At 70.0% G+C, this 18,655-nt stretch carries 14 protein-coding genes; 9 read left to right on the forward strand and 5 right to left on the reverse strand.

Translation table 11 applies throughout. The annotated features are described in order from the left end of the window. The first annotated feature begins 14 nt into the window (after nucleotides 1-14). Entirely contained in the window at nucleotides 15-2,669 is a 2,655-nt protein-coding gene (locus LWF15_RS09225; protein WP_232810001.1) for a right-handed parallel beta-helix repeat-containing protein, read from the forward strand. 10 nt (nucleotides 2,670-2,679) lie between these two features. On the opposite strand, the gene LWF15_RS09230 is transcribed toward LWF15_RS09225, so the two are convergent. Continuing rightward, complete coding sequence (locus tag LWF15_RS09230) at nucleotides 2,680-4,209, reverse strand: alpha/beta hydrolase (RefSeq protein ID WP_232810002.1); 1,530 nt, start codon at nucleotides 4,207-4,209, stop codon at nucleotides 2,680-2,682. A gap of 241 nt (nucleotides 4,210-4,450) precedes the next feature. On the opposite strand from LWF15_RS09230, the gene LWF15_RS09235 reads away from it, so the two are divergent. Next, the gene (locus tag LWF15_RS09235) at nucleotides 4,451-5,407 is read left to right on the forward strand and encodes an RICIN domain-containing protein (RefSeq protein WP_232810003.1); all 957 of its coding nucleotides are present in this window, start codon (nucleotides 4,451-4,453) and stop codon (nucleotides 5,405-5,407) included. Between the two features lie 77 nt (nucleotides 5,408-5,484). Beyond that, on the forward strand, nucleotides 5,485-6,660 hold the full coding sequence (locus LWF15_RS37415) for an alcohol dehydrogenase catalytic domain-containing protein (RefSeq protein ID WP_232810004.1): 1,176 nt from the start codon (nucleotides 5,485-5,487) through the stop codon (nucleotides 6,658-6,660). Between the two features lie 12 nt (nucleotides 6,661-6,672). Here LWF15_RS37415 and LWF15_RS09245 read toward each other — a convergent pair whose 3' ends face one another. The 3 genes from LWF15_RS09245 to LWF15_RS09255 are packed head-to-tail and all read right to left on the reverse strand — an operon-like array spanning nucleotide 6,673 to nucleotide 10,734. Further along, nucleotides 6,673-7,356, reverse strand: coding sequence for a response regulator (locus LWF15_RS09245; RefSeq protein ID WP_232810005.1), 684 nt, complete (start codon nucleotides 7,354-7,356; stop codon nucleotides 6,673-6,675). After that, nucleotides 7,353-8,528 carry a sensor histidine kinase gene (locus LWF15_RS09250; protein WP_232810006.1) on the reverse strand — a complete coding sequence of 392 codons (1,176 nt, stop codon included), beginning with the start codon at nucleotides 8,526-8,528 and terminating at the stop codon, nucleotides 7,353-7,355. Before LWF15_RS09250 ends, LWF15_RS09245 begins: the two co-directional genes overlap by 4 nt. A 49-nt stretch (nucleotides 8,529-8,577) precedes the next feature. After that, nucleotides 8,578-10,734 (reverse strand): MMPL family transporter, encoded by a 2,157-nt coding sequence (locus LWF15_RS09255; RefSeq protein WP_232810007.1) that lies wholly within the window; start codon nucleotides 10,732-10,734, stop codon nucleotides 8,578-8,580. Between the two features lie 355 nt (nucleotides 10,735-11,089). On the opposite strand from LWF15_RS09255, the gene LWF15_RS09260 reads away from it, so the two are divergent. From LWF15_RS09260 to LWF15_RS09275, 4 genes are all read left to right on the forward strand, one after another. Beyond that, the gene (locus tag LWF15_RS09260; protein ID WP_232810008.1) at nucleotides 11,090-11,794 is read left to right on the forward strand and encodes a CDP-alcohol phosphatidyltransferase family protein; all 705 of its coding nucleotides are present in this window, start codon (nucleotides 11,090-11,092) and stop codon (nucleotides 11,792-11,794) included. A gap of 105 nt (nucleotides 11,795-11,899) precedes the next feature. Then, nucleotides 11,900-12,829 (forward strand): hypothetical protein, encoded by a 930-nt coding sequence (locus LWF15_RS09265; RefSeq protein WP_232810009.1) that lies wholly within the window; start codon nucleotides 11,900-11,902, stop codon nucleotides 12,827-12,829. Between the two features lie 98 nt (nucleotides 12,830-12,927). Further along, nucleotides 12,928-13,104: a hypothetical protein gene (locus LWF15_RS09270; RefSeq protein ID WP_232810010.1), complete on the forward strand. Its 177-nt coding sequence runs from the start codon at nucleotides 12,928-12,930 to the stop codon at nucleotides 13,102-13,104. A gap of 121 nt (nucleotides 13,105-13,225) precedes the next feature. Continuing rightward, nucleotides 13,226-13,858 carry a hypothetical protein gene (locus tag LWF15_RS09275; RefSeq protein ID WP_232810011.1) on the forward strand — a complete coding sequence of 211 codons (633 nt, stop codon included), beginning with the start codon at nucleotides 13,226-13,228 and terminating at the stop codon, nucleotides 13,856-13,858. A gap of 8 nt (nucleotides 13,859-13,866) precedes the next feature. Here the strand turns inward: LWF15_RS09275 and LWF15_RS09280 are convergent, their stop codons facing one another. Further along, on the reverse strand, nucleotides 13,867-15,591 hold the full coding sequence (locus LWF15_RS09280; RefSeq protein WP_232810012.1) for a sigma-54-dependent Fis family transcriptional regulator: 1,725 nt from the start codon (nucleotides 15,589-15,591) through the stop codon (nucleotides 13,867-13,869). Nucleotides 15,592-15,876: 285 nt separating this feature from the next. Between LWF15_RS09280 and LWF15_RS09285 the strand changes: the two genes are divergently transcribed. Beyond that, nucleotides 15,877-17,523 (forward strand): ferritin family protein, encoded by a 1,647-nt coding sequence (locus LWF15_RS09285; RefSeq protein ID WP_232810013.1) that lies wholly within the window; start codon nucleotides 15,877-15,879, stop codon nucleotides 17,521-17,523. A gap of 69 nt (nucleotides 17,524-17,592) precedes the next feature. Continuing rightward, complete coding sequence (locus tag LWF15_RS09290; protein ID WP_232810014.1) at nucleotides 17,593-18,651, forward strand: 2Fe-2S iron-sulfur cluster-binding protein; 1,059 nt, start codon at nucleotides 17,593-17,595, stop codon at nucleotides 18,649-18,651. The last annotated feature ends 4 nt before the right edge of the window (nucleotides 18,652-18,655 follow it).

Here is an 18,655-nt window from a genome sequence, read left to right on the forward strand (position 1 = left end):
AGGGGGTTCTGCGGGTGGCCCCGGGCGATCGGCAGGCCTTTGGCACCATCGCCGAGGCGCTGGGGGTAGCGCAGGATGGGCAGACCATCGCGGTGGCTCCTGGTGTCTATCCGGAGAACCTGGTGGTGGAGCGTTCGGTGGCGATCGTCGCCGAGCAGGGGCCGGGCACTGTGCGATGCGCCGGTCCCGCAGGGGTCACGGTGGTAGCGCCCGCCCGCCTGCACGGACTGGTGCTTACCGGGGCCACTGATGGTGCTGCGTTGTTGCGCGTGTTGGGCGGTACCGCTGAGGTCAGTGAGTGCGAGTTCCTGGCCGGGCGGATCGACCTGGAGGGGGAGGCGGCGGCGCGGATCACCGGCTGCCGGATCAGCAGTGCGCCGATGGTCGGCCTGCACCTGACCGGTTCCAGCCGGGGCGTGCTGGAGAGTTCGGTGATCACCGCGATCGACGGAACCGGCGTGGTGATCAGCGATTCCGCCCAGCTGGCGATGGCCGACAGCCAGATCCGCTCGACCCGCGGCTCCGGTCTGCGGGTGCGTGGGCGGGGCCGGGCCCAGGCCGAGGAGTGCGAGATCTCCCGCACCGGGCGCAGCGGGGTGCTGGTGGAGGACGCCGGCTCAGTGATCATGCGGGGCTGCCGGATCGAGCGTGCGGGCACCGAGGGGCTGCGCATTCTGGGGAGCAGCCCGATCACCGAGTCGTCCGTGCCCGATGCCGAGGCGACCGGCGTCGTCCTCAATGACTGTGTGATCGAGAAGGCCGTAGGAGACGGGATTCTGGCCGGTTCGGGCGAGATCCGGCTGAGCGACTGCCGGGTCGAGGGCACCGGTCGTTCGGGGCTGGTGGCGGCTGGGGACAGCGCGCTCACGCTGGAGAATTGTGTGCTGGACCGGTTGGCCGGTACCGGGGTGGTAGCCCGTGACAAGGCTCAGTTGCAGTTCGTCGACGGCGCTGTGCGGCGCAGCGGGGGCAACGGGTTCTTCCTGTCCGGCGCCTCGGGGGCCCGGCTGAGCGAGGTGCGGGTCGAGAAGGCCACCTTCAGTGCGGTCTGCGCGGGGGATTCGGCCACGATCGACGTGGTCGATCTCTCGGTGCTCGAAACTCCCGAACACGGCCTACATCTCAAGGGCAAAGCGAACGGACGGGTGCGCGCAGGTCTGGTTCGGGGCGCCGGGTTGTGCGGGGTGCAGACCGAGGGCGACGCCGAGCTGGATCTTTCGGGTACAGAAGTCGATCGTTGTGCAGTGGGGATCGCCCTGGCCGCGCGAGCCAAGGCAACGGTCGAGAAGGCCGTTGTAGGCGAAAGTGAGCGTTCTGCAGTGCAGATCGGCCCAGGTGCGACCGCCACCCTGCGCGAGGTGCGGGTGCGGCGAGCGGGTACGGCAGGCATCGTGCTGGAGAAGGACGCCCGCGGCACGGTGGACGACTGCCAGATCGAGGGGGCCGGTGGTTCCGGTCTGGTGGTCTGGACCGGCGCCCGTCCCGTGGTCACCGGGCTGACGGTGCGGGACACCACCAAGAACGGCATCTTCGTGGGTGACGGAGCGGCCGGCACCTACGAGAACTGCGACATCTCGGCCTCCGGCTTCCCGGCCCTGCACGTGGGCAAGAAGGCCACGCCGAAGGTGAGCGGCTGCCGGATCCATGACACCGAGGCCGATCTGAGCCAGGACGAGGACGCGGCCCCGGACTTCGCCGAGATCACCATCAGCAACGTCGAGGCCTCGACGATCCCGGCCACCGCGGTGCGCAAGCGGGTGGGGGCGCGGGCCGAGAAGGCGGTCCGGGCCTCGGCCGGTCCTTCGGAATCCGAACTCGGAGTGGACATCACGCCCGGCGAGGAGCCCGAGGAGTCGCTGGACGAACTGCGGGAGAAGCTCACCGGGCTGATCGGCCTGGAGCAGGTCAAGGCCGACGTCAGCGCGATGGTGAAGCTGATGCAGATGGTCCGCCGCCGCCAGGAGGCCGGGCTGGCCGCCCCTCCGCTCAATCGGCATCTGGTGTTCGCCGGCAACCCGGGCACCGGAAAGACCACGGTGGCGCGGCTTTACGGTGGACTGCTGGCTCGACTGGGGGTGCTCGAGAAGGGGCACCTGGTCGAGGCCGACCGGGGTGCGCTGGTCGGTTCCTACGTCGGGCACACCGCTCCGAAGACCGAGGCCGTGTTCCGGAAGGCGCTGGGCGGGGTGCTGTTCCTCGACGAGGCGTACTCGCTGTCGCCGCCCGGGCAGAGCAACGACTTCGGCCAGGAGGCCATCGTCACCCTGATGAAGCTGATGGAGGACCACCGCGACGAGATCGTGGTGATCGTGGCCGGGTACTCCAACGAGATGACCAGCTTCCTGAACTCCAACCCGGGCCTCGGGTCCCGCTTCTCGCGCACCCTGCAGTTCGTCGACTACAGCTCCGAGGAGCTCGTGGAGATCGTCGAACTGCAGGCCCGGCACCACCAGTACGAGATCACCCCGGCCACCCGCGCCGCCCTCGTCACCTATTTCGACGCTCATCCGCGCAATACCGGGTTCGGCAACGGGCGGGTGTCGCGTCAGTTGTTCCAGCTGATGACGGAACGGCAGGCGGCGCGGCTGGCCGATCTGGACCTGGCCGTGGCCTCGGCCGAGGAGCTTCAGCGGATCGAGCCGGCGGACCTCCCGCCGCACTCGATCTGAGCCCTGCGGTTCAGGGCCGGAACGAGGGCGCGCACTGCTTGTCGGAGGTGCGGCCCGGCACCCGCTTGGGCAGCTTGCCGGTGAGCAGGTAGGTGTCGATGGTGGTCTTGGTGCACTTCGAGCCCAGTGACGAGGCCGAGTGGCTCCGGCCGCCGACGCCCTCCAGCAGGGCCGACTTCGGGAACCGGCTGCGGGCCTCGAGCGCGCCCTCGTACGGGGTGGCGGCGTCGTAGGTCTCCGAGACCAGCAGGATCGGCGGGGCCTTGGAGCCGTCCACCTTCGGCATCGTGCCGCTCTTGCCCGCCCAGGTCAGGCAGGGGCCGTTGAACCAGGCGTTGGACCAGGTCAGGAACGGGGAGCGACGGTGGCTGGCGCGGTTGTCCTTCTCGACCTTCGACCAGTCGGCCGGCCACTCGGCGTCGGTGCAGGTGGTGCCCAGGTAGACGGCGTTGCCGTTGTCCTCGCCGGGGCCCTGCGGGTTGTCGGAGTCGAAGACCGCCTTGAGCGGCTTCCACCGGCGCTCGTGCACCCAGCCGGCGAAGAGTTCGGCGTTGTCGGCCCAGACGTTCGAGGCGTAGCCGGAGGACAGGAAGATGTCGGTCCACTCGTCGCCGCCGATCCGGCCGCCGGCGGCCTTCTTGTCCAGGGCTGCGAGCTGCTTGTAGAACTGCTTCTCGACCGCGGCGCCGGTGCGGCCGAGCCGGTAGGTGGAGTGCTTGGTCGCGATCCAGGCGAAGAACGCGTCCATGTTGCGCTCGAACGCGTGGTTCTGCTCGAGATTGCTCTCGTACCAGGTCTTCCGGGCATCGACCACGCCGTCCAGCACCATCCGGTGGACCCGGTTCGGATGCTGCGTGGCGTAGACCTGCCCGAGGTAGCTGCCGTAGGAGTAGCCGAGGAAGCTGATCTTCTTCTTGCCCAGCGCCCGCCGCAGGATCTCCATGTCCTTGACGTTGTCGGTGGTCTTCAGGTTGTCCAGCAGTGCGCCGCCGGCCTTGGCGCACTTGGCGGCGTAGTCCTTCGACCGCTCCAGCCAGATCTTCTCGCCCGCGGCCGTGTTCGGCACGTACGGGGGGCGGTCGTAGCCGGTGTGCTTGCTGTCGCAGCTGAGGGCGGGGCGGCTGGCGCCGACGCCGCGCGGGTCGAAGCCGATCCAGTCGTAGGCGGCGCCCACCTTCTCCGACACCAGGATCGACTGCAGCACCTCGTCCCGGCCGGCGCCGCCCGGCCCACCCGGGTTGATCAGCAGAGCGCCCTGGTAGTCGGCCTTCTTGGCGGTGTGCTTGATCCGGGAGACGGCCAGCCGGATCTTCTTGCCCTTCGGCCTACTGTGATCCAACGGCACCACCAGGAAGCCGCACTGGGCCTTCAGATCCCGGAGCAGGCCCTTGGGGCACTTCTTCCAGATGATCGGCTTGGCCTCGAAGGCCGTCCGGGTCGCGGGCGTGCCGGGGCTCGCCAGCGCCGGGGAGCCACCGGTCAGGAGCAGGCTGGTACCGAGGATGGCCGAGGCCGCGAGAGCGAGGGGTTTCGTCCGCATAAGCCGGAGTCTGATGCGGGCCGGCGACGGGCAGCAACGGTGTTGCCGATTAATGCATCTTCCGGCGGCCCGGGCCTGCCTTCAGGGTCGGCGATGATCATCAGAAAGGAGGATGCGGTACTTCCGGGCAGTGTTCGCGGTGTGGAGGGGAACTCCGGCCTATCGGACACCGGGGCCGGGGCGGCGGGCTGTCATGGTGAAGCGTTAGCCGTCCCCGTGCCTGGTGGGAGAAGAACACACCGTGAGCAGCCCGAACTCCGAGCCCCGTCCGGAGGGCGAGGGACCGTCCCAGCGTCAGCAGGAGTTCCTCTCTTCCTGGAACAAGTCGATGCTCGGTGGGCGCCCCTCGATCGGTGTCCCCACCCGCGGCCTGCGTGGGCTGGCGGTGATCGCCGCTTCGGTGGCCGCCGTGGTCGGTGTGGTGCTGGGTGGGGTGGCCGCGGTGAACGCGGTGTCCTCCAACGGCGGTGACGGGGGCTCGTCCAACAACGCCGCCCTGACGTCTTCCGATCTGCAGACCCAGCAGCCCTCGCCGACGGTCACGCCGACCGCGACCGCCAGCGCGGAGCCCACGGCGACGGCGACCAAGAAGCCGAAGAAGACCAAGACCGAGACCGCGGAACCGGTGCGCACCCGCACGGTGACCCGCGAGCCCGGGCCGACGAAGTCGCCCAAGGCCAAGAAGCAGACCGAGGCCGAGAAGAAGAAGGCCAAGAAGGCGGCCGAGAAGGCGGAGAAGAGCCCGGGAACCGTGACCACGAAGATCGGCGTGATCCGCAATGCGGTCACCGGGTACTGCGTGGACCTGCCCGGTCTGGGGGCGGTCTCCGAGAACGTCGAGCTGCTGCAGACCAACTGCTTCCCGGGCAAGGACGACAACCAGGTCTACGAGACGATCACCCAGGCCGACGGCACGTTCGTGCTGCGCAACGTGAAGTCGCAGTGGTGCCTGGACGTCGGTGGCTACGACAGCGTCCCGGCCGGCACCTCGGCGATCACCTTCACCTGCCGGTTCGGCCCGGACGACAACCAGATGTTCAAGAAGCAGGCCTCGGGCTCCGGCTTCTTCCTGGTGAACGTGAAGAGCGGGCTGTGCCTGGACCCGGAGGGCACCGACGCGGCCGGCAGCCCGGTGGACACCCGGCTGATGCTGAGCCCGTGCTCCGAGGCCGACAACCAGGTCTGGACGTTCGGCTGAGGTCTGCTCGCACCTGTCCCGCGCCAGGCCGGTACGTTCCTGCCTAGGTCGGACGGAAGCAGAAGCAGGAGGATCCGGTGCGCGCGGTGGTCTTCGAGGCGTTCGGCGAGGTTCCCGAGGTCAGGGTGGTGCCCGAGCCGGAGGCGCCGGCGGGTGGGGTGGTGGTCGCGGTCGAGGCCACCGGCCTGTGCCGTTCGGACTGGCACGCCCTGGCCGGGCACGACGCCGACGTGCAGTTGCCGCATGTCCCGGGGCACGAGTTCGCCGGCCGCGTGCAGGCGATCGGTTCCGGGGTAACCGGTTTCGAAGTGGGGCAGCGGGTCACGGCGCCGTTCGTGTACGCCTGCGGGGTCTGCGGGCCCTGCCGTCAGGGCAATGGTCAGGTCTGCCTCGACCAGCGCCAGCCCGGCTTCACCCGCTGGGGCTCGTTCGCCGAGTACGTGGTGGTCGAACGGGCCGCGGTCAACCTGGTGGCGCTGCCCGACGAGGTGCCGATGCCGGTGGCCGCGATCCTGGGATGCCGATTCGGGACGTCCTTCCGCGCAGTCACGCAGGTCGGTCGCGTTCGTGCGGGGGAGTGGGTCGCGGTGCACGGCTGCGGCGGGGTCGGCCTCTCGGCCGTCGCGATCGCAGTGGCGGCCGGAGCCCGGGTGCTCGCGGTCGACGTCTCGCCGCGGGCTCTCGAGCTGGCCCTGAAGCTCGGCGCCGAGGCCGTGGTGCGCACCGAAGTAGCCAGCAGGCCGCGGATTCCGGCGCCCGGTGAGGTGGACGCCCTGGCCCTGGCCGTGGGGGTGGCCATCGGTGGGCAGTCCACACCCGTTGCCAACCTGCTCACCATTGAGGGGACCCCCGACCCGACGCCCAGCACCGCCGTCCCTGATTTGATCCAGGAGCTCACCGGCGGTGGCGCGCACCTCTCGCTCGACGCCCTGGGCAGCCCCGAGACCTGCGCCAACTCGATCCAGAGCCTGCGCCCGCGCGGACGTCACGTGCAGGTCGGCCTGTTGCCGCCGGCCCTCGGACTTCCGGCGGTGCCGATGCACACGGTGATCGGCCGCGAGCTGGAGGTCCTGGGCAGCCACGGGCTCGCGGCGCACGCCTACCCGCAGCTGCTGGCCCTGGTGGCGGTCGGCCGGCTCGACCCGGCGGCGATGATCACCACGCGGCTCACCCTGGACGAGGCCGGCCCGGCCCTGGCCGCGATGGCCGAGCGGCCGCCCAGCGGGGTGGCCGTGATCGACCCGCGCACCTGACGCACCTGAGAACTACGGGCGGCCGACCAGGTCGCCCTCGTAGGCGATCACCACGAGCTGGGCGCGGTCGCGCGCGCCCAGCTTGCTGAGCACCCGGGAGACATGGGTTTTCACGGTCAGCGGGGAGAGCACCAGCTCTTCGGCGATCTCCTTGTTCGACATCCCGGCGGCCACCAGGCCCAGGATGTCCCGCTCGCGCTGGGTGAGCTCGGCGATCTTCTCCCGATGGGCGTTCGGGGCCTGAGCCTCGGGCGTGGGCGCCGGGCCGGAACCGCCCACGTACGCCTGGATCAGCCGCCCGGTCACCTGCGGGGCGAGCAGCGCCTGGCCCTCGTGCACCAGCCGGACCGCCTCGATCAGCGCCTCCGGCTCGATGTCCTTCAGCAGGAACCCGGAGGCGCCGGCCCGGAGCGCGCCGAACACGTACTCGTCCAGCTCGAAGGTGGTCAGGACGATCACCTTCGTGTCGGCCAGCCGGGGGTCGGCAGTGATCCGCGCGGTGGCCCGCAGGCCGTCGGCGCGGGGCATCTGCACGTCCATCAGCACCACGTCGGGCCGGGTGGCCACGGCCATCTGCACCGCCGCGTCGCCGTCGCCGGCCTCGCCCACCACCTCCAGGTCGGGCACCGCGTTCATCAGCGCGCGGAAACCGCCGCGCAGCAGGGGCTGGTCGTCGACCAGCAGCACCTTGATCACTTGGCTGGTACCTCCACAGAAGCGGTGAGGGGGAGTGAGGCGACGACCTGCCAGCCACCGCCGGGGCGGGGACCGGCCTGGAGCGAACCCCCGATGGCGGCCGCCCGCTCGCGCATGCCGCGCAGCCCGTTACCCGAGCCGCTGGTACTCAGCTGTTGCTCGGCCGGGGTGCCGCCGTCGTCCGTGATCTCGATCTGCACCCGGTCCTGCTCGTGCGAGATGGTGATCCGCGCCGTGGTCGGGCCGGCGTGCTTGAGCGTGTTGGTCAGCGACTCCTGCACGATCCGGTAGGCAGTGCTGTCGACCGGGGTGGGCAGGCTGTGGGTGGCGGGGTCGACGTCCACGGTCAGGTCGACCCCGGCGGTGCGCAGGCCGTCGGCCAGCTCACCGAGGGCCGCGATGCCCTGCACCGGGGGCGCCGGGGTCTCGGTGGTCTCGCGCAGCAGCCCCAGCGTGGAGCGCAGATCGGTCAGCGCATCTCCGCTGACCTGCTTGATCGTGCGCAGGGCGGAGTGCGCCTCTTCGGGATCGGTCTTGACCAGATAGGCCCCCACCCCGGCCTGCACGTTGATCGTGACCAGCGCGTGGGCGACCACGTCGTGCACGTCGCGGGCGATCCGTAGCCGCTCCTCGCTGACCCGGCGCCGGGTGATCTCCTCCTGGTTGCGCTCGGCCGCCTGGGCCCGCTCGAGGAGGGCCGCCGTCCAGGCCCGGCGGTCGTGCGCGGCCACCCCGAGGGCCAGCGGCAGGAACACCAGCGCCAGGTTCTGCACGGTGCTCCAGCTGAAGAGCACGTGCGGGCTGTAGACCTGCAGGATGACGATGGTCACCGCGGCCCCGACCGGAGCGCAGGCCAGGGCGACCCGGCGTCCGTAGCGATCGGCCAAGGCGTAGGCACACAGCACCCCCGGGCCCGGGATCGTGCTGTAGATGTCGGCGTCGAGCTCGGACAACCCGAAGAGCAGGACGAAGCAGAGGCCCAGGGCCACGGCCGGGGACTGCCGGCGCACCAGCACCGGCAGGCTGTTCAGCACGATCATCACGACGACCGAGGCCCGCCCCGGCTGCTCGCGCAGCACCAGTTCGGCGCCCATGGCCACGATGCACAGCAGGGTGAGCACCAGATCGGTCAGGCCCGGGCGGGCCGGACGTACCGCGCGGAACCGGGTCACCCGCGTAATTCTAGGTGCGGGTGACCCGGTTCCGAGGGTGCTCACATGGTCAGCGCCCGGCATCGACCGGCTCGTCGGCGGCGACCGGAGCAACCGGGGCGACCGGGGTGGCCAGTTCGGGGCGACCCTCCGAGAGGCCGACCTTGTCGTGCACCTTGCGCAGCCACATCGGCGACCACCAGTTCCACTTGCCCATCATCGCCATCAGCGAGGGCACCAGCAGCGACCGGACGATGAAGGCGTCCACCAGCACCCCGACCGCGGTGGCGATGCCGATCTGCTGCATGAACGAGATCTCGCTGGTGCTGAAGGCGCCGATCGCGACGGCGAGCAGGATGGCCGCGGCGGTCACGATGCTGCCGGTGCGGCCCAGGCCGATGGCCACGGCCTCGCGCTCGGGCAGACCGGACTCCCGGGCCTCCTTGATCCGGCCGAGCAGGAAGACCCCGTAGTCGGTGGAGAGGGCGAACACCATGGCCGCGGCGACCAGGAAGTTGGTCGGCTCGACGCCGCCGTTGGGGGTGTAGCCGAGCAGATCGGTCAGCCGGCCGTCCTGGTAGATGAAGGTGATCACGCCGAGGGAGACCCCGACGGTCAGGAAGTTCATGATCACGGCCTTCACCGGCAGCACCACCGAGCCGGTCATCAGCCAGAGCACCAGCATGGTGAGCAGCACCAGGGCGGTCACCGCGACCGGCAGGGTGTCGGCGATCGCCTGCTGCTGGTCCAGGAAGGCGGCGGCCGGGCCGGTCACGAGGGCGTCGACCCCGGAGGTGTCGGCCAGGTCGCGGACCTCCTCGACCACCTGCCGGGCCTCGTCACCGGCCGAGCTGCCCTCGACCAGCAGGTTCACCTGCCAGGTGTTCTGCCCCAGGTCCACCGCCTCGGCCGGGGCGCTCACCCCGGGCAGGGCCGAGGCCTCGGTGGCGAAGCTGCTCATGCTCGCGGCGTCGTCACTGCGCAGGGCGACGGCGACGGCGGTGTTGCTGTCCGAGCCGTACTTCTCGTCCAGGGTGTCGGCGACCACCCGGGAGCTGAGGTCCTCGGGCAGGATCGAGGCGTCCACCGGGGTCCAGTTCGCCCGCAGGGCGGGAGCGGCCAGCACCAGCATCACCAGGGCGGTGGCGGCGGCGACGGCGCCCGGCCGACGCATCACCGAGTGCGAGAAGCGGTACCAGCGGCCCTCGGCGGCCGCTTCCGACTCGGCCGACTTGGCCGACTTACGGCGGGCCAGCTTGGCGCCCCAGAGACCGAACATGATCGGGGCGACGACCAGGGAGGCCACCGCGGCCACCGCGGCCACGGCCGCACCGGCGATGCCCATCGACCGCAGGAAGCTCATCGGGAAGACGGCCAGCGTGGCCAGGGCCACCGCGACGGTCGCGGCGGAGTAGACCACGGTCCGGCCGGCGGTCTGCATGGTGGTGAGCACCGCACCGGCACCCGGTCCCTGCGTCACCAGTTCCTCGCGGTAGCGGTTGAGCAGGAAGAGCGCGTAGTCGATGGCGAGGCCCAGGCCCAGGCCGATGACCAGGTTGAGGGCGAAGATGCTCAGGCCGTAGAGCTGGTTCACGCCCATCAGTACCAGGAAGGTGCCGAGCACGGTGGTGATGCCGATGAGCAGGGGCAGCACGGCCCCGCGGCCGCCGAAGATCAGGATCGACAACAGCACCAGGATCGGCAGGGCCAGCAGTTCGGCGCGGGCCAGGTCCTCCTCGGTCTGCTCGCCGAGCTGCAGGCCCATGACCGCCTCGCCGCCGAGGGTGACCGCCTCGTTGCCGTCGAAGGCCTCGACGACGTCGTGCGCCACCTCCTCGTCGACCGCCTCGGCGGTGATCGACCCGACGACCAGCGCGCTGCTGCCGTCGTCGGCGGCCCCGGCCGGCTCGACCTGGGTCATCCCCTCGATCCCGGCCAGGGTCGCGGCGGCCGCGGTGACCGCGTCCTGCGAACCGCCCGGGGTCTCGACCAGCAGGACGACACCGGTGGACGGGTCGATGCCGGTGGCCTTCTCGACCACCTCCACCGCGCGGGTCGACTCGGCATCAGGTGGTGTGAACCCGTCTCCGGTGTCCAGGGCCCCGGCGACCGGGCCGCCGACCACACCGGCGAGAGCGACGAAGAGCAGGACGGCCAGCAGGGACCGGCGTGGTGCGGCGTGGAGGAGCCGGGTGAAGCGGCTCAGCAGTGACGTTTTCTCGGTCATGGGGAGAGCGTCGCGTCCGGCGGGGGTGCGTCGCGTCCGTCCCGGGAGGGCACCTGTGCACGGTCCACGACCAGGGTTACGCGCAGCGAAGTACATCCTGCGATGTACTTCACCGGCCCTCCCGAGGAAGGTGGGGAACCGGGGAAATGACTGCGGGTAACGCAGATATGACCGCAGGGCAACCTTCGGGCGGGCCGAGGCACATCCGACCTGTGAGAGACTTTCCCCGCTCGAGCCCAGTTCGGGTAAGAGTCCACCCACCCAGATCGATCCTGCTGCCCCGGGGGTTCCGCTGACGACACACGACGTCGTATTCGAGCCTTTCGAAGCATCGGCTCGATTCCGACTTGCTGGCATGGCCGTCCACGTCTACACGGCGAGCGGCACCGTTCTCGCGTTCCTGATGGTGATCGCGGCCTTCGAGGGCGACGCGATCCGGGCCCTCTGGATCAGCCTGGCCGCGCTGGTGATCGACGGCACCGACGGGATGCTCGCCCGCCGGCTGCGGGTGAAGGAGACCATCCCCTCGTTCGACGGGGCCCGGCTCGACGACATCGTCGACTACATCACCTACGCGTTCGTGCCCGTGGTGCTGCTGTGGACCGGCGGCTACCTGCCCGACGGCACGCTCGGCGGGGTCCTCGCGGCGCTGCCGCTGATGGCCTCGGCGTACCAGTTCTGCCGGGTCGACGCCAAGACCGACGACCACTTCTTCCTGGGCTTCCCCAGCTACTGGAACGTGGTCGCGTTCTACGTGATCATCGCGAGCCTGAGCCCGGCCACCACCGGCATCATCCTGGCGGTCTGCTCGGCGCTGGTGTTCGTGCCGATCAAGTACATCTACCCGTCCCGCACCCGGGCCTTCCGCCGCACCAACCTCGCGGCCACGGCGGCCTGGCTGGTGGCGTACGCGGTGCTGCTGACCCAGATGCCCGACCCGAGCATGCTGCTGATCTGGCTGTCCCTGCTGTACATCGCCTACTACCTGGTGAGCAGCGTGTACCTGACGCTGACCGGGAAGACCCCGAGCCCGCAGGCGGAGCCGGTCGAGGCCGCCTGATCCCCGCTCCCGAACGAAGGCCCGCCCGGTGTGCCACCGGGCGGGCCTTCGTCCTTGTGGGTGGGCCCCTGTGCCCTTGACAGGAGCACCTGGGATGATGGGTGCGTGCTGCTCGGACTCGGCTCGGCCCTGGTTGCCGCCGTCATGTACGGCGTGGGCTCGATCATGCAGGCCAGAGCCTCGCGGGAGATCCCCGAAGGGGGTCTGACCCCGGGCACCGTGATCGGCCTGCTGCGCCAGCCCCTGCTGCTCGCCTCGATCCTCCTGCTGCTGCTCGGCTACGTGTTCCACCTGGTCTCGGTGCGGCACGTGCCGCTCTTCCTGGCCCAGACCGGGATCGCGGTCAGCCTGGTGGTCACCGCCCTGCTGGCCGTGCGCTACTTCGGCGACCGGCTGAGCCGCCTGGAGTGGGGGGCGATCGTGGCCGTGGTGGCCGGGCTGGTGCTGCTGTCGGCGTCGGCCGGCGAGACCGGCACCGAACGGGCCACCCCGGCGCTGACCACCAGCCTGTTCGTGGTGCTGGCGCTGATCGTGGTGGTGGTCTTCTTCGCCACCCGGTTCGAGGGCGCGCTGGCGGCGGCCGTGCTCGGGCTGGCCGGCGGGATGGGCTACGCGATCGTCGCGATCGCCTCCCGCCTGCTGCCCGACTTCGTGATCGCCGACCTGATCACCTCGGCCTCCACGTACGCCCTGGTGGCGTCCGGAGTGCTGGCGTTCTTCATCTACTCGCTGGCCCTCCAGCGGGGCTCGGTCACCGCGGCGACCACCTCGCTGATCACCACCCAGACCATCGCCCCGACGATCGCCGGGGTGGCGTTCCTGGGCGACGAGGTGCGCGAGGGGTACTGGCCGCTCTTCGTCGTCGGGTTCCTGCTCACCGCGGTGGCGGCGGCGGTGCTGGTGCGTTTCGAGGGCATCGGTGACCCGGTGCGCGAGGCGGACGACGACGCCGATCCAACCCACCCGACCCACCCGACCCACCCGGCCGGTCCGGGCAGCTCCACGAGCTCGGCCGGTGCTGCCAAGGGCGAGTGATCCCTGCCTTCATCCGATGTTTCAGCCTGCTTAACGCTGGTTCGGGTGATGATGGACGATCGCTGCAACACAGGCAGCCGGAGCAGGGGGAGACGGACATGATCGTCTGGGTACTGGTGGGATTCGCTCTGGGGTTCGTCGCGCTCTGGGCCCGGCGTACACTCTGCACGCACCGCGAGCGTCTGATGGCCGGGCGTCTGGAGAACCGGGCGCTGCGCGGTGGTGACGGCACGGTCGGCCCGTCCGGCCCGAGCCGGTCCTCCACGTCCTTCTGATCCCTCCGGATCATGCTTTGGGCGGAGGTTGCTTCCGACTTCTGCCGGACGCCCCGTCCCCGTGCCTCGAAATACGTTTCTTACCGGTCGAGACGGACACCGGAAGAGACGAGGCACGGACATGGCACACACGACGGAGAGCTGGCACCTGAGCGACCAGGACGGGCACGTCCACACCGTCGAGGCGGGGCGTGCCGGTCTGCGCTGGCAGATCCGCTGGGAGTGCGACGGCGTCGAGGTGGAGAGCAAGAAGACGTTCGACACCACGCCGGTGCTGAACGGCAAGGATCGGGGGGCGTTGCGGTTGCGGCTGCCGGCCTACCCGGGCCCGGTGCAGGAGGTCGCTCTGCACACCGTCTCCGGCCCGGACCAGGCCCTGGTCCGGGCCGCCTTCGCCGAGCGGGGTGACGGTGAGCAGTTCAGTCCCGAGCCCGGCAGCCGGGCCGAGGCCCAGCTCGAGTGGATGAACGAGCACCCGCTGCAGTACCTGGCCGGCAAGGTGGGCCTGGCCGCCGCCGGGCTGGCGGTGCCGCTGATCTTCGCCGCCCTGGCCGCGCTGTTCGTATGGAAGCTCGAGGTGCCCATGCCGGAGCTGCCTACCTGGGACGTCCCGCTGCCCGACCTGCCCGACCTGCCGGACCTGCCCGTCCCCGGCTGGGTGAGCTACGTGGTGCCGGTGCTGCTGGCCGGGCCCTACGCCTGGCTGGAACTGCGCAAGGCCCGCAAGCAGCGCGACAAGCAGGTGGCCCGCTAGATCCCGGCTCAGACCCCGCTGATCCCGTAGTCGCGGATCTTGCGGTAGATCGTGGCGCGCGACATGCCCAGCTCGGCGCAGGCCCGGGTCTTGTTGCCCCCGTGCGTGGTCAGGCTGCGCACGATGGCGTCCCGCTCCAGCGCCTCGAGCTGGCTGAGCTGGCGGCGGATCGCCGAGCGCGCCTGAGCCGGCAGATCGGCCGCGCGCACCGTGCCCGAGCGGCGGCGGTTGAGCAGTTCCAGCAGCACCGAGCGCAACTGGGCCACGTTGCCGGGCCAGGTGGCACGGGTGAGCTGCTGCATCGCCTCGAAGTCGAAACGCAGCCGGTGACTGCGCGACAGCCCGGACAGCAACGACGGGACCAGCTCGGCCACGTCCTCGCCGTGGTGCCGCAGGGCCGGCACCTGCACGGTGTGCGGGAAGTGGGGGAGCAGGTAGGCCGCGGTCTCGGTGTCGGGCACCGCCCCCGGCCCGTCCGACACCGTCATGGTCAGCGCGACCCAGACCCCGTCGCTCGCCCCGCCCAGGGCGTGAGCCTGCAGCAGGTCGCCCAGCCCGATCAGCGCCTCGACCGACAGCCTCTCGGCGTGCCGGATCACCAGCGCGCCCTCTTCGGTGAGCTCGCCGGCCACCTCGTCCAGCCAGGTGTCCACGGCCTCCGAGGTCCGGGTGTCCTCGCCGTTCAGGACCCGGAAATGCCCGGCCGGAGAATGCTTCGCCAGCACCGCGCGGAGCAGGGCGAGCTTGCCGGTGCCAGCCTCGCCGGACAGCACCAGCCATTCCCGGCTGCGGTAGCAGGCCTCCACCTCGGCCACGCAGCGCTGCCACACCCCGCTGCTGCCGACCAGCCCCGGCAGGGAGTTCTGACGGGGGAGCACGGGGGCGGGCTCGGCCGAGGGCTGCTTGCTGAACCGCACCTCGATGACCCCACCCAGCTGCCCCCGGTGCCCCGTCACCGGCCGGTACTTCAGTCGCGCGACCAGCCCGCTGGGCAGGTCGCAGATCAGGGTGACCGGAGCCGACTCGTCGCGCACGTCGGCCGCCCACTCCATCAACGAGTGCTGGTCGGCCGGGGCGAGCGTCCTTCGGGCCTGCTCGTTCATCATCACCACGTCGCCGTTGACCGCCAGCACCACCCCGTTGGTGCGTTGTGACGTGCGCAGGTACTCGCGGAACAGGGCCAGCTCAGTGAGCCCGGCGGTGTTGAGCAGACCGCGCTCGATGCGCTCGGCGCAGGCGCCGGCCACGGCCTGCATCATGGCGGTGGACGACCGGCCGGCCCAGGAGGTCAGGTCGAGCGCACCCAGCACGGTGCCCTGCACCGGATGCTTGATCGGCACCCCGGCGCAGGTCAGGTGCTCCAGGTTCTCGGCGTAGTGCTCCGGGCCGTGCACCAGGGTGGGCCGGCCCTCGCTGAGCGTGGTGCCGATGCCGTTGGTGCCCACCCAGCGCTCGGCGTAGCTGAAACCCGGGGAGAGATCGACCCGGTCGAGGTAGCGGGCGATCGCGCCGTCCGAGTCCACCCGGTCCAGCACCACGCCCTGGGCGTCGGTCAGGATGATGCTGACCGGTTCGGACTGCAGCTGCTCGCCGAGCTGCCGCAGGATCGGCGCCGCACAGGTGACCAGCGGCGAGTCGGTGTCCAGATCGGTGACGAAGGGCAGCTCGATCCGGTCGGCCTCGAGCCCCCGGCGGTGCGAGCGGGACCACGACGCCAGGATCGGCTCGCGCACGATGTCGGGTGAAACCTCTTGCTCGGTAAGGAATCGCTCGCGGGCATCGGCCACCCGCCGCCGCCACGAAGGCGACGAACCCGTCTGCTCCGACCGTTGATCCGGCCCAGCGAACATCCGCCGCCCACCGCCCTTGTGGTCGCCAGCTGGGAGGAGTTCCCGTCAAGCACACTAACCCGCGCCGCCACGGTTTGACCCGTCGGAAGTGACGCCCGTCTCAGATTGAGACGCCGAACGGCCTCGCCCCGGGTTGTGATCGATCCAGACCACAACCGGGGAGGCACGTTGAGTAGGCAAAGCCTCAGCAAGGCGCACAAGAAGATCACCGAGCTCTCGTGGGAACCCACGTTCGCCACGCCGGCGACCCGCTTCGGCACCGACTACACGTTCGAGAAGGCCCCGAAGAAGGATCCGCTCAAGCAGATCCTGCGCTCCTACTTCCCGATGGAGGAGGAGAAGGACAACCGCGTCTTCGGCGCGATGGACGGCGCGATCCGCGGCAACATGTTCCGCCAGGTCCAGCAGCGCTGGATGGAGTGGCAGAAGCTGTTCCTGTCGATCATCCCGTTCCCGGAGATCTCCGCGGCCCGGGCGATGCCGATGGCGATCGACGCGGTGCCCAACCCGGAGATCCACAACGGCCTGGCCGTGCAGATGATCGACGAGGTCCGGCACTCGACGATCCAGATGAACCTCAAGCGGCTCTACATGAACCACTACATCGACCCGGCCGGCTTCGACATGAGCGAGAAGGCGTTCGCGAACAACTACGCGGGCACCATCGGCCGGCAGTTCGGCGAGGGCTTCATCACCGGTGACGCGATCACCGCGGCCAACATCTACCTCACCGTGGTGGCCGAGACCGCCTTCACCAACACGTTGTTCGTGGCCATGCCCTCCGAGGCCGCCGCCAACGGCGACTACCTGCTGCCCACCGTGTTCCACTCGGTGCAGTCGGACGAGTCGCGGCACATCAGCAACGGCTACTCGATCCTGCTGATGGCCCTGGCCGACGAGTCGAACCGCCAGCTGCTCGAGCGCGACCTGCGCTACGCCTGGTGGAACAACCACTGCGTGGTGGACGCGGCGATCGGCACCTTCATCGAGTACGGCACCAAGGACCGGCGCAAGGACCGTGACTCCTACGCCGAGATGTGGCGCCGCTGGATCTACGACGACTACTACCGCAGCTACCTGATCCCGCTGGAGAAGTACGGCCTGAAGATCCCGCACGACCTGGTCGAGGAGGCCTGGAACCGGATCGTCAACAAGGGCTACGTGCACGAGGTGGCGCAGTTCTTCGCCACCGGCTGGCCGGTGAACTACTGGCGGATCGACCCGATGACCGACCAGGACTTCGAGTGGTTCGAGACCAAGTACCCCGGCTGGTACAACAAGTACGGCGTCTGGTGGGAGAACTACAACCGGCTGCGCTACCCGGGCCGGAACAAGCCGATCGCCTTCGAGGACGTCGACTACCAGTACCCGCACCGTTGCTGGACCTGCATGGTGCCCTGCCTGATCCGGCCCGACATGGTGACCGAGAAGGTGGACGGGCAGTGGCGCACCTACTGCTCCGAGACCTGCGCCTGGACCGACATCAAGGCGTTCCGGCCGGAGTACGAGGGGCGCCCGACCCCCAACATGGGACGCCTGACCGGTCACCGTGAGTGGGAGACGCTGCACCACAACCAGGACCTGGCCGACGTGATCAGCCAGCTGGGCTACGTGCGCGACGACGGGAAGACGCTGATCCCGCAGCCGCACCTGGACCTGGACGACCCCAAGAAGCTGTGGACGCTCGACGACGTGCGCGGCATCACCTTCCAGAGCCCGAACGTGCTGCTGAACGAGATGTCCGACGCCGAGCGGGAAGCCGCGGTGGCCGCCTACAAGGCCGGCGGTCCGGGCGGACGACCCGCCGCCGCCTGACCATCCCAGGACGGTCCGGTGGCGGCGGTCCTCAGCTTCGGCCGCCACCGGACCTTTTAAGGAGTACCCATGGGTGACAAGCATCGCGTCCACTTCGAGCCGGTCGACCTGGAGATGGAGGTCGACGAGGACGAGACCGTGCTGGACGCGGCCTTCCGGCAGGGCATCTCGCTGATGCACGGCTGCCGGGAGGGGCAGTGCTCGGCCTGCAAGTCGTTCCTGCTCGACGGCGACGTGCAGATGGCCCGCTACTCCACCTTCGCGCTGGCCGACTACGAGAGCGAAGAGGGCTACGTGCTGCTGTGCAAGACGCATGCCTACAGCGATCTGACGGTCGAGCTGATCAACTTCGACGAGGAGGAACTGCACGACGCCGTCCCGATCCAGACCGTGCGCACCACCATCGCCGCGCTGGTCCCGCTGACCGGCGACATCGTCTCGCTGCGGCTGAAACTGGCTGAGGGGGAACGGTTCGTGCACAAGGCCGGGCAGTACTCCGAGATCCGGCTGCCCGACAGCGACGTCAAACGCTCGTTCTCGATGGCGACCACCCCGTCGTCCACCGAGGAGAGCGGCGAGATCGAGTTCATCATCAAGAAGTACCCCGGCGGGCACTTCTCCGGGCTGCTGGACTCGACGCTCGCACCGGGCGACGAGGTCGTGCTGACCGGACCGTACGGCTCCTGCACGCTCCGGGCGTCCTCGGACCGCAGGATCGTCTGCATCGCCGGGGGAGCGGGCATGGCCCCGATCCTGTCGCTGCTGCGCCGGCTGGCCGAGAGCGGCACCGAGCGACCGGTGGTCTTCTACTACGGCGCCAGAACAGCCGAGGACCTGTTCTACCTGCCGGAGATCGTCTCGCTCGGCCTGAAGATCAAGGACTTCCGCTTCGTCCCGGCGCTCTCGCACGGGCCGGAGGCCGACTGGGCGACGCTCGGGGTCACCGGGGACCTCGGGCTGATCACCGACGTGGTGGACCGGCAGGAGCCGGACCTCACCGAGACCGACTGCTACCTGTGCGGTCCGCCGCCCATGGTCGACGCCGCGATCGCGCTGCTGGAGAGCCGGGACGTGCCGGGCGAGCGGATCCACTTCGACAAGTTCACCACCAGTGTCTCCGAAAGCTGAGGAC

It is taken from the genome of Kineosporia rhizophila (assembly GCF_021277265.1).
GTDB classification, from domain to species: Bacteria; Actinomycetota; Actinomycetes; order Actinomycetales; family Kineosporiaceae; genus Kineosporia; species Kineosporia rhizophila.

What these genes read in the sequence shown, in the direction of transcription:
- LWF15_RS09275 (WP_232810011.1), top strand. Translation starts at nt 13,226, where the DNA reads ATGGCACACACGACGGAGAGCTGGCACCTGAGCGACCAGGACGGGCAC.
- LWF15_RS09260 (WP_232810008.1), top strand. Translation starts at nt 11,090, where the DNA reads ATGGCCGTCCACGTCTACACGGCGAGCGGCACCGTTCTCGCGTTCCTG.
- LWF15_RS09230 (WP_232810002.1), bottom strand. Translation starts at nt 4,209, where the DNA reads ATGCGGACGAAACCCCTCGCTCTCGCGGCCTCGGCCATCCTCGGTACC.
- LWF15_RS09270 (WP_232810010.1), top strand. Translation starts at nt 12,928, where the DNA reads ATGATCGTCTGGGTACTGGTGGGATTCGCTCTGGGGTTCGTCGCGCTC.
- LWF15_RS09290 (WP_232810014.1), top strand. Translation starts at nt 17,593, where the DNA reads ATGGGTGACAAGCATCGCGTCCACTTCGAGCCGGTCGACCTGGAGATG.
- LWF15_RS09255 (WP_232810007.1), bottom strand. Translation starts at nt 10,734, where the DNA reads ATGACCGAGAAAACGTCACTGCTGAGCCGCTTCACCCGGCTCCTCCAC.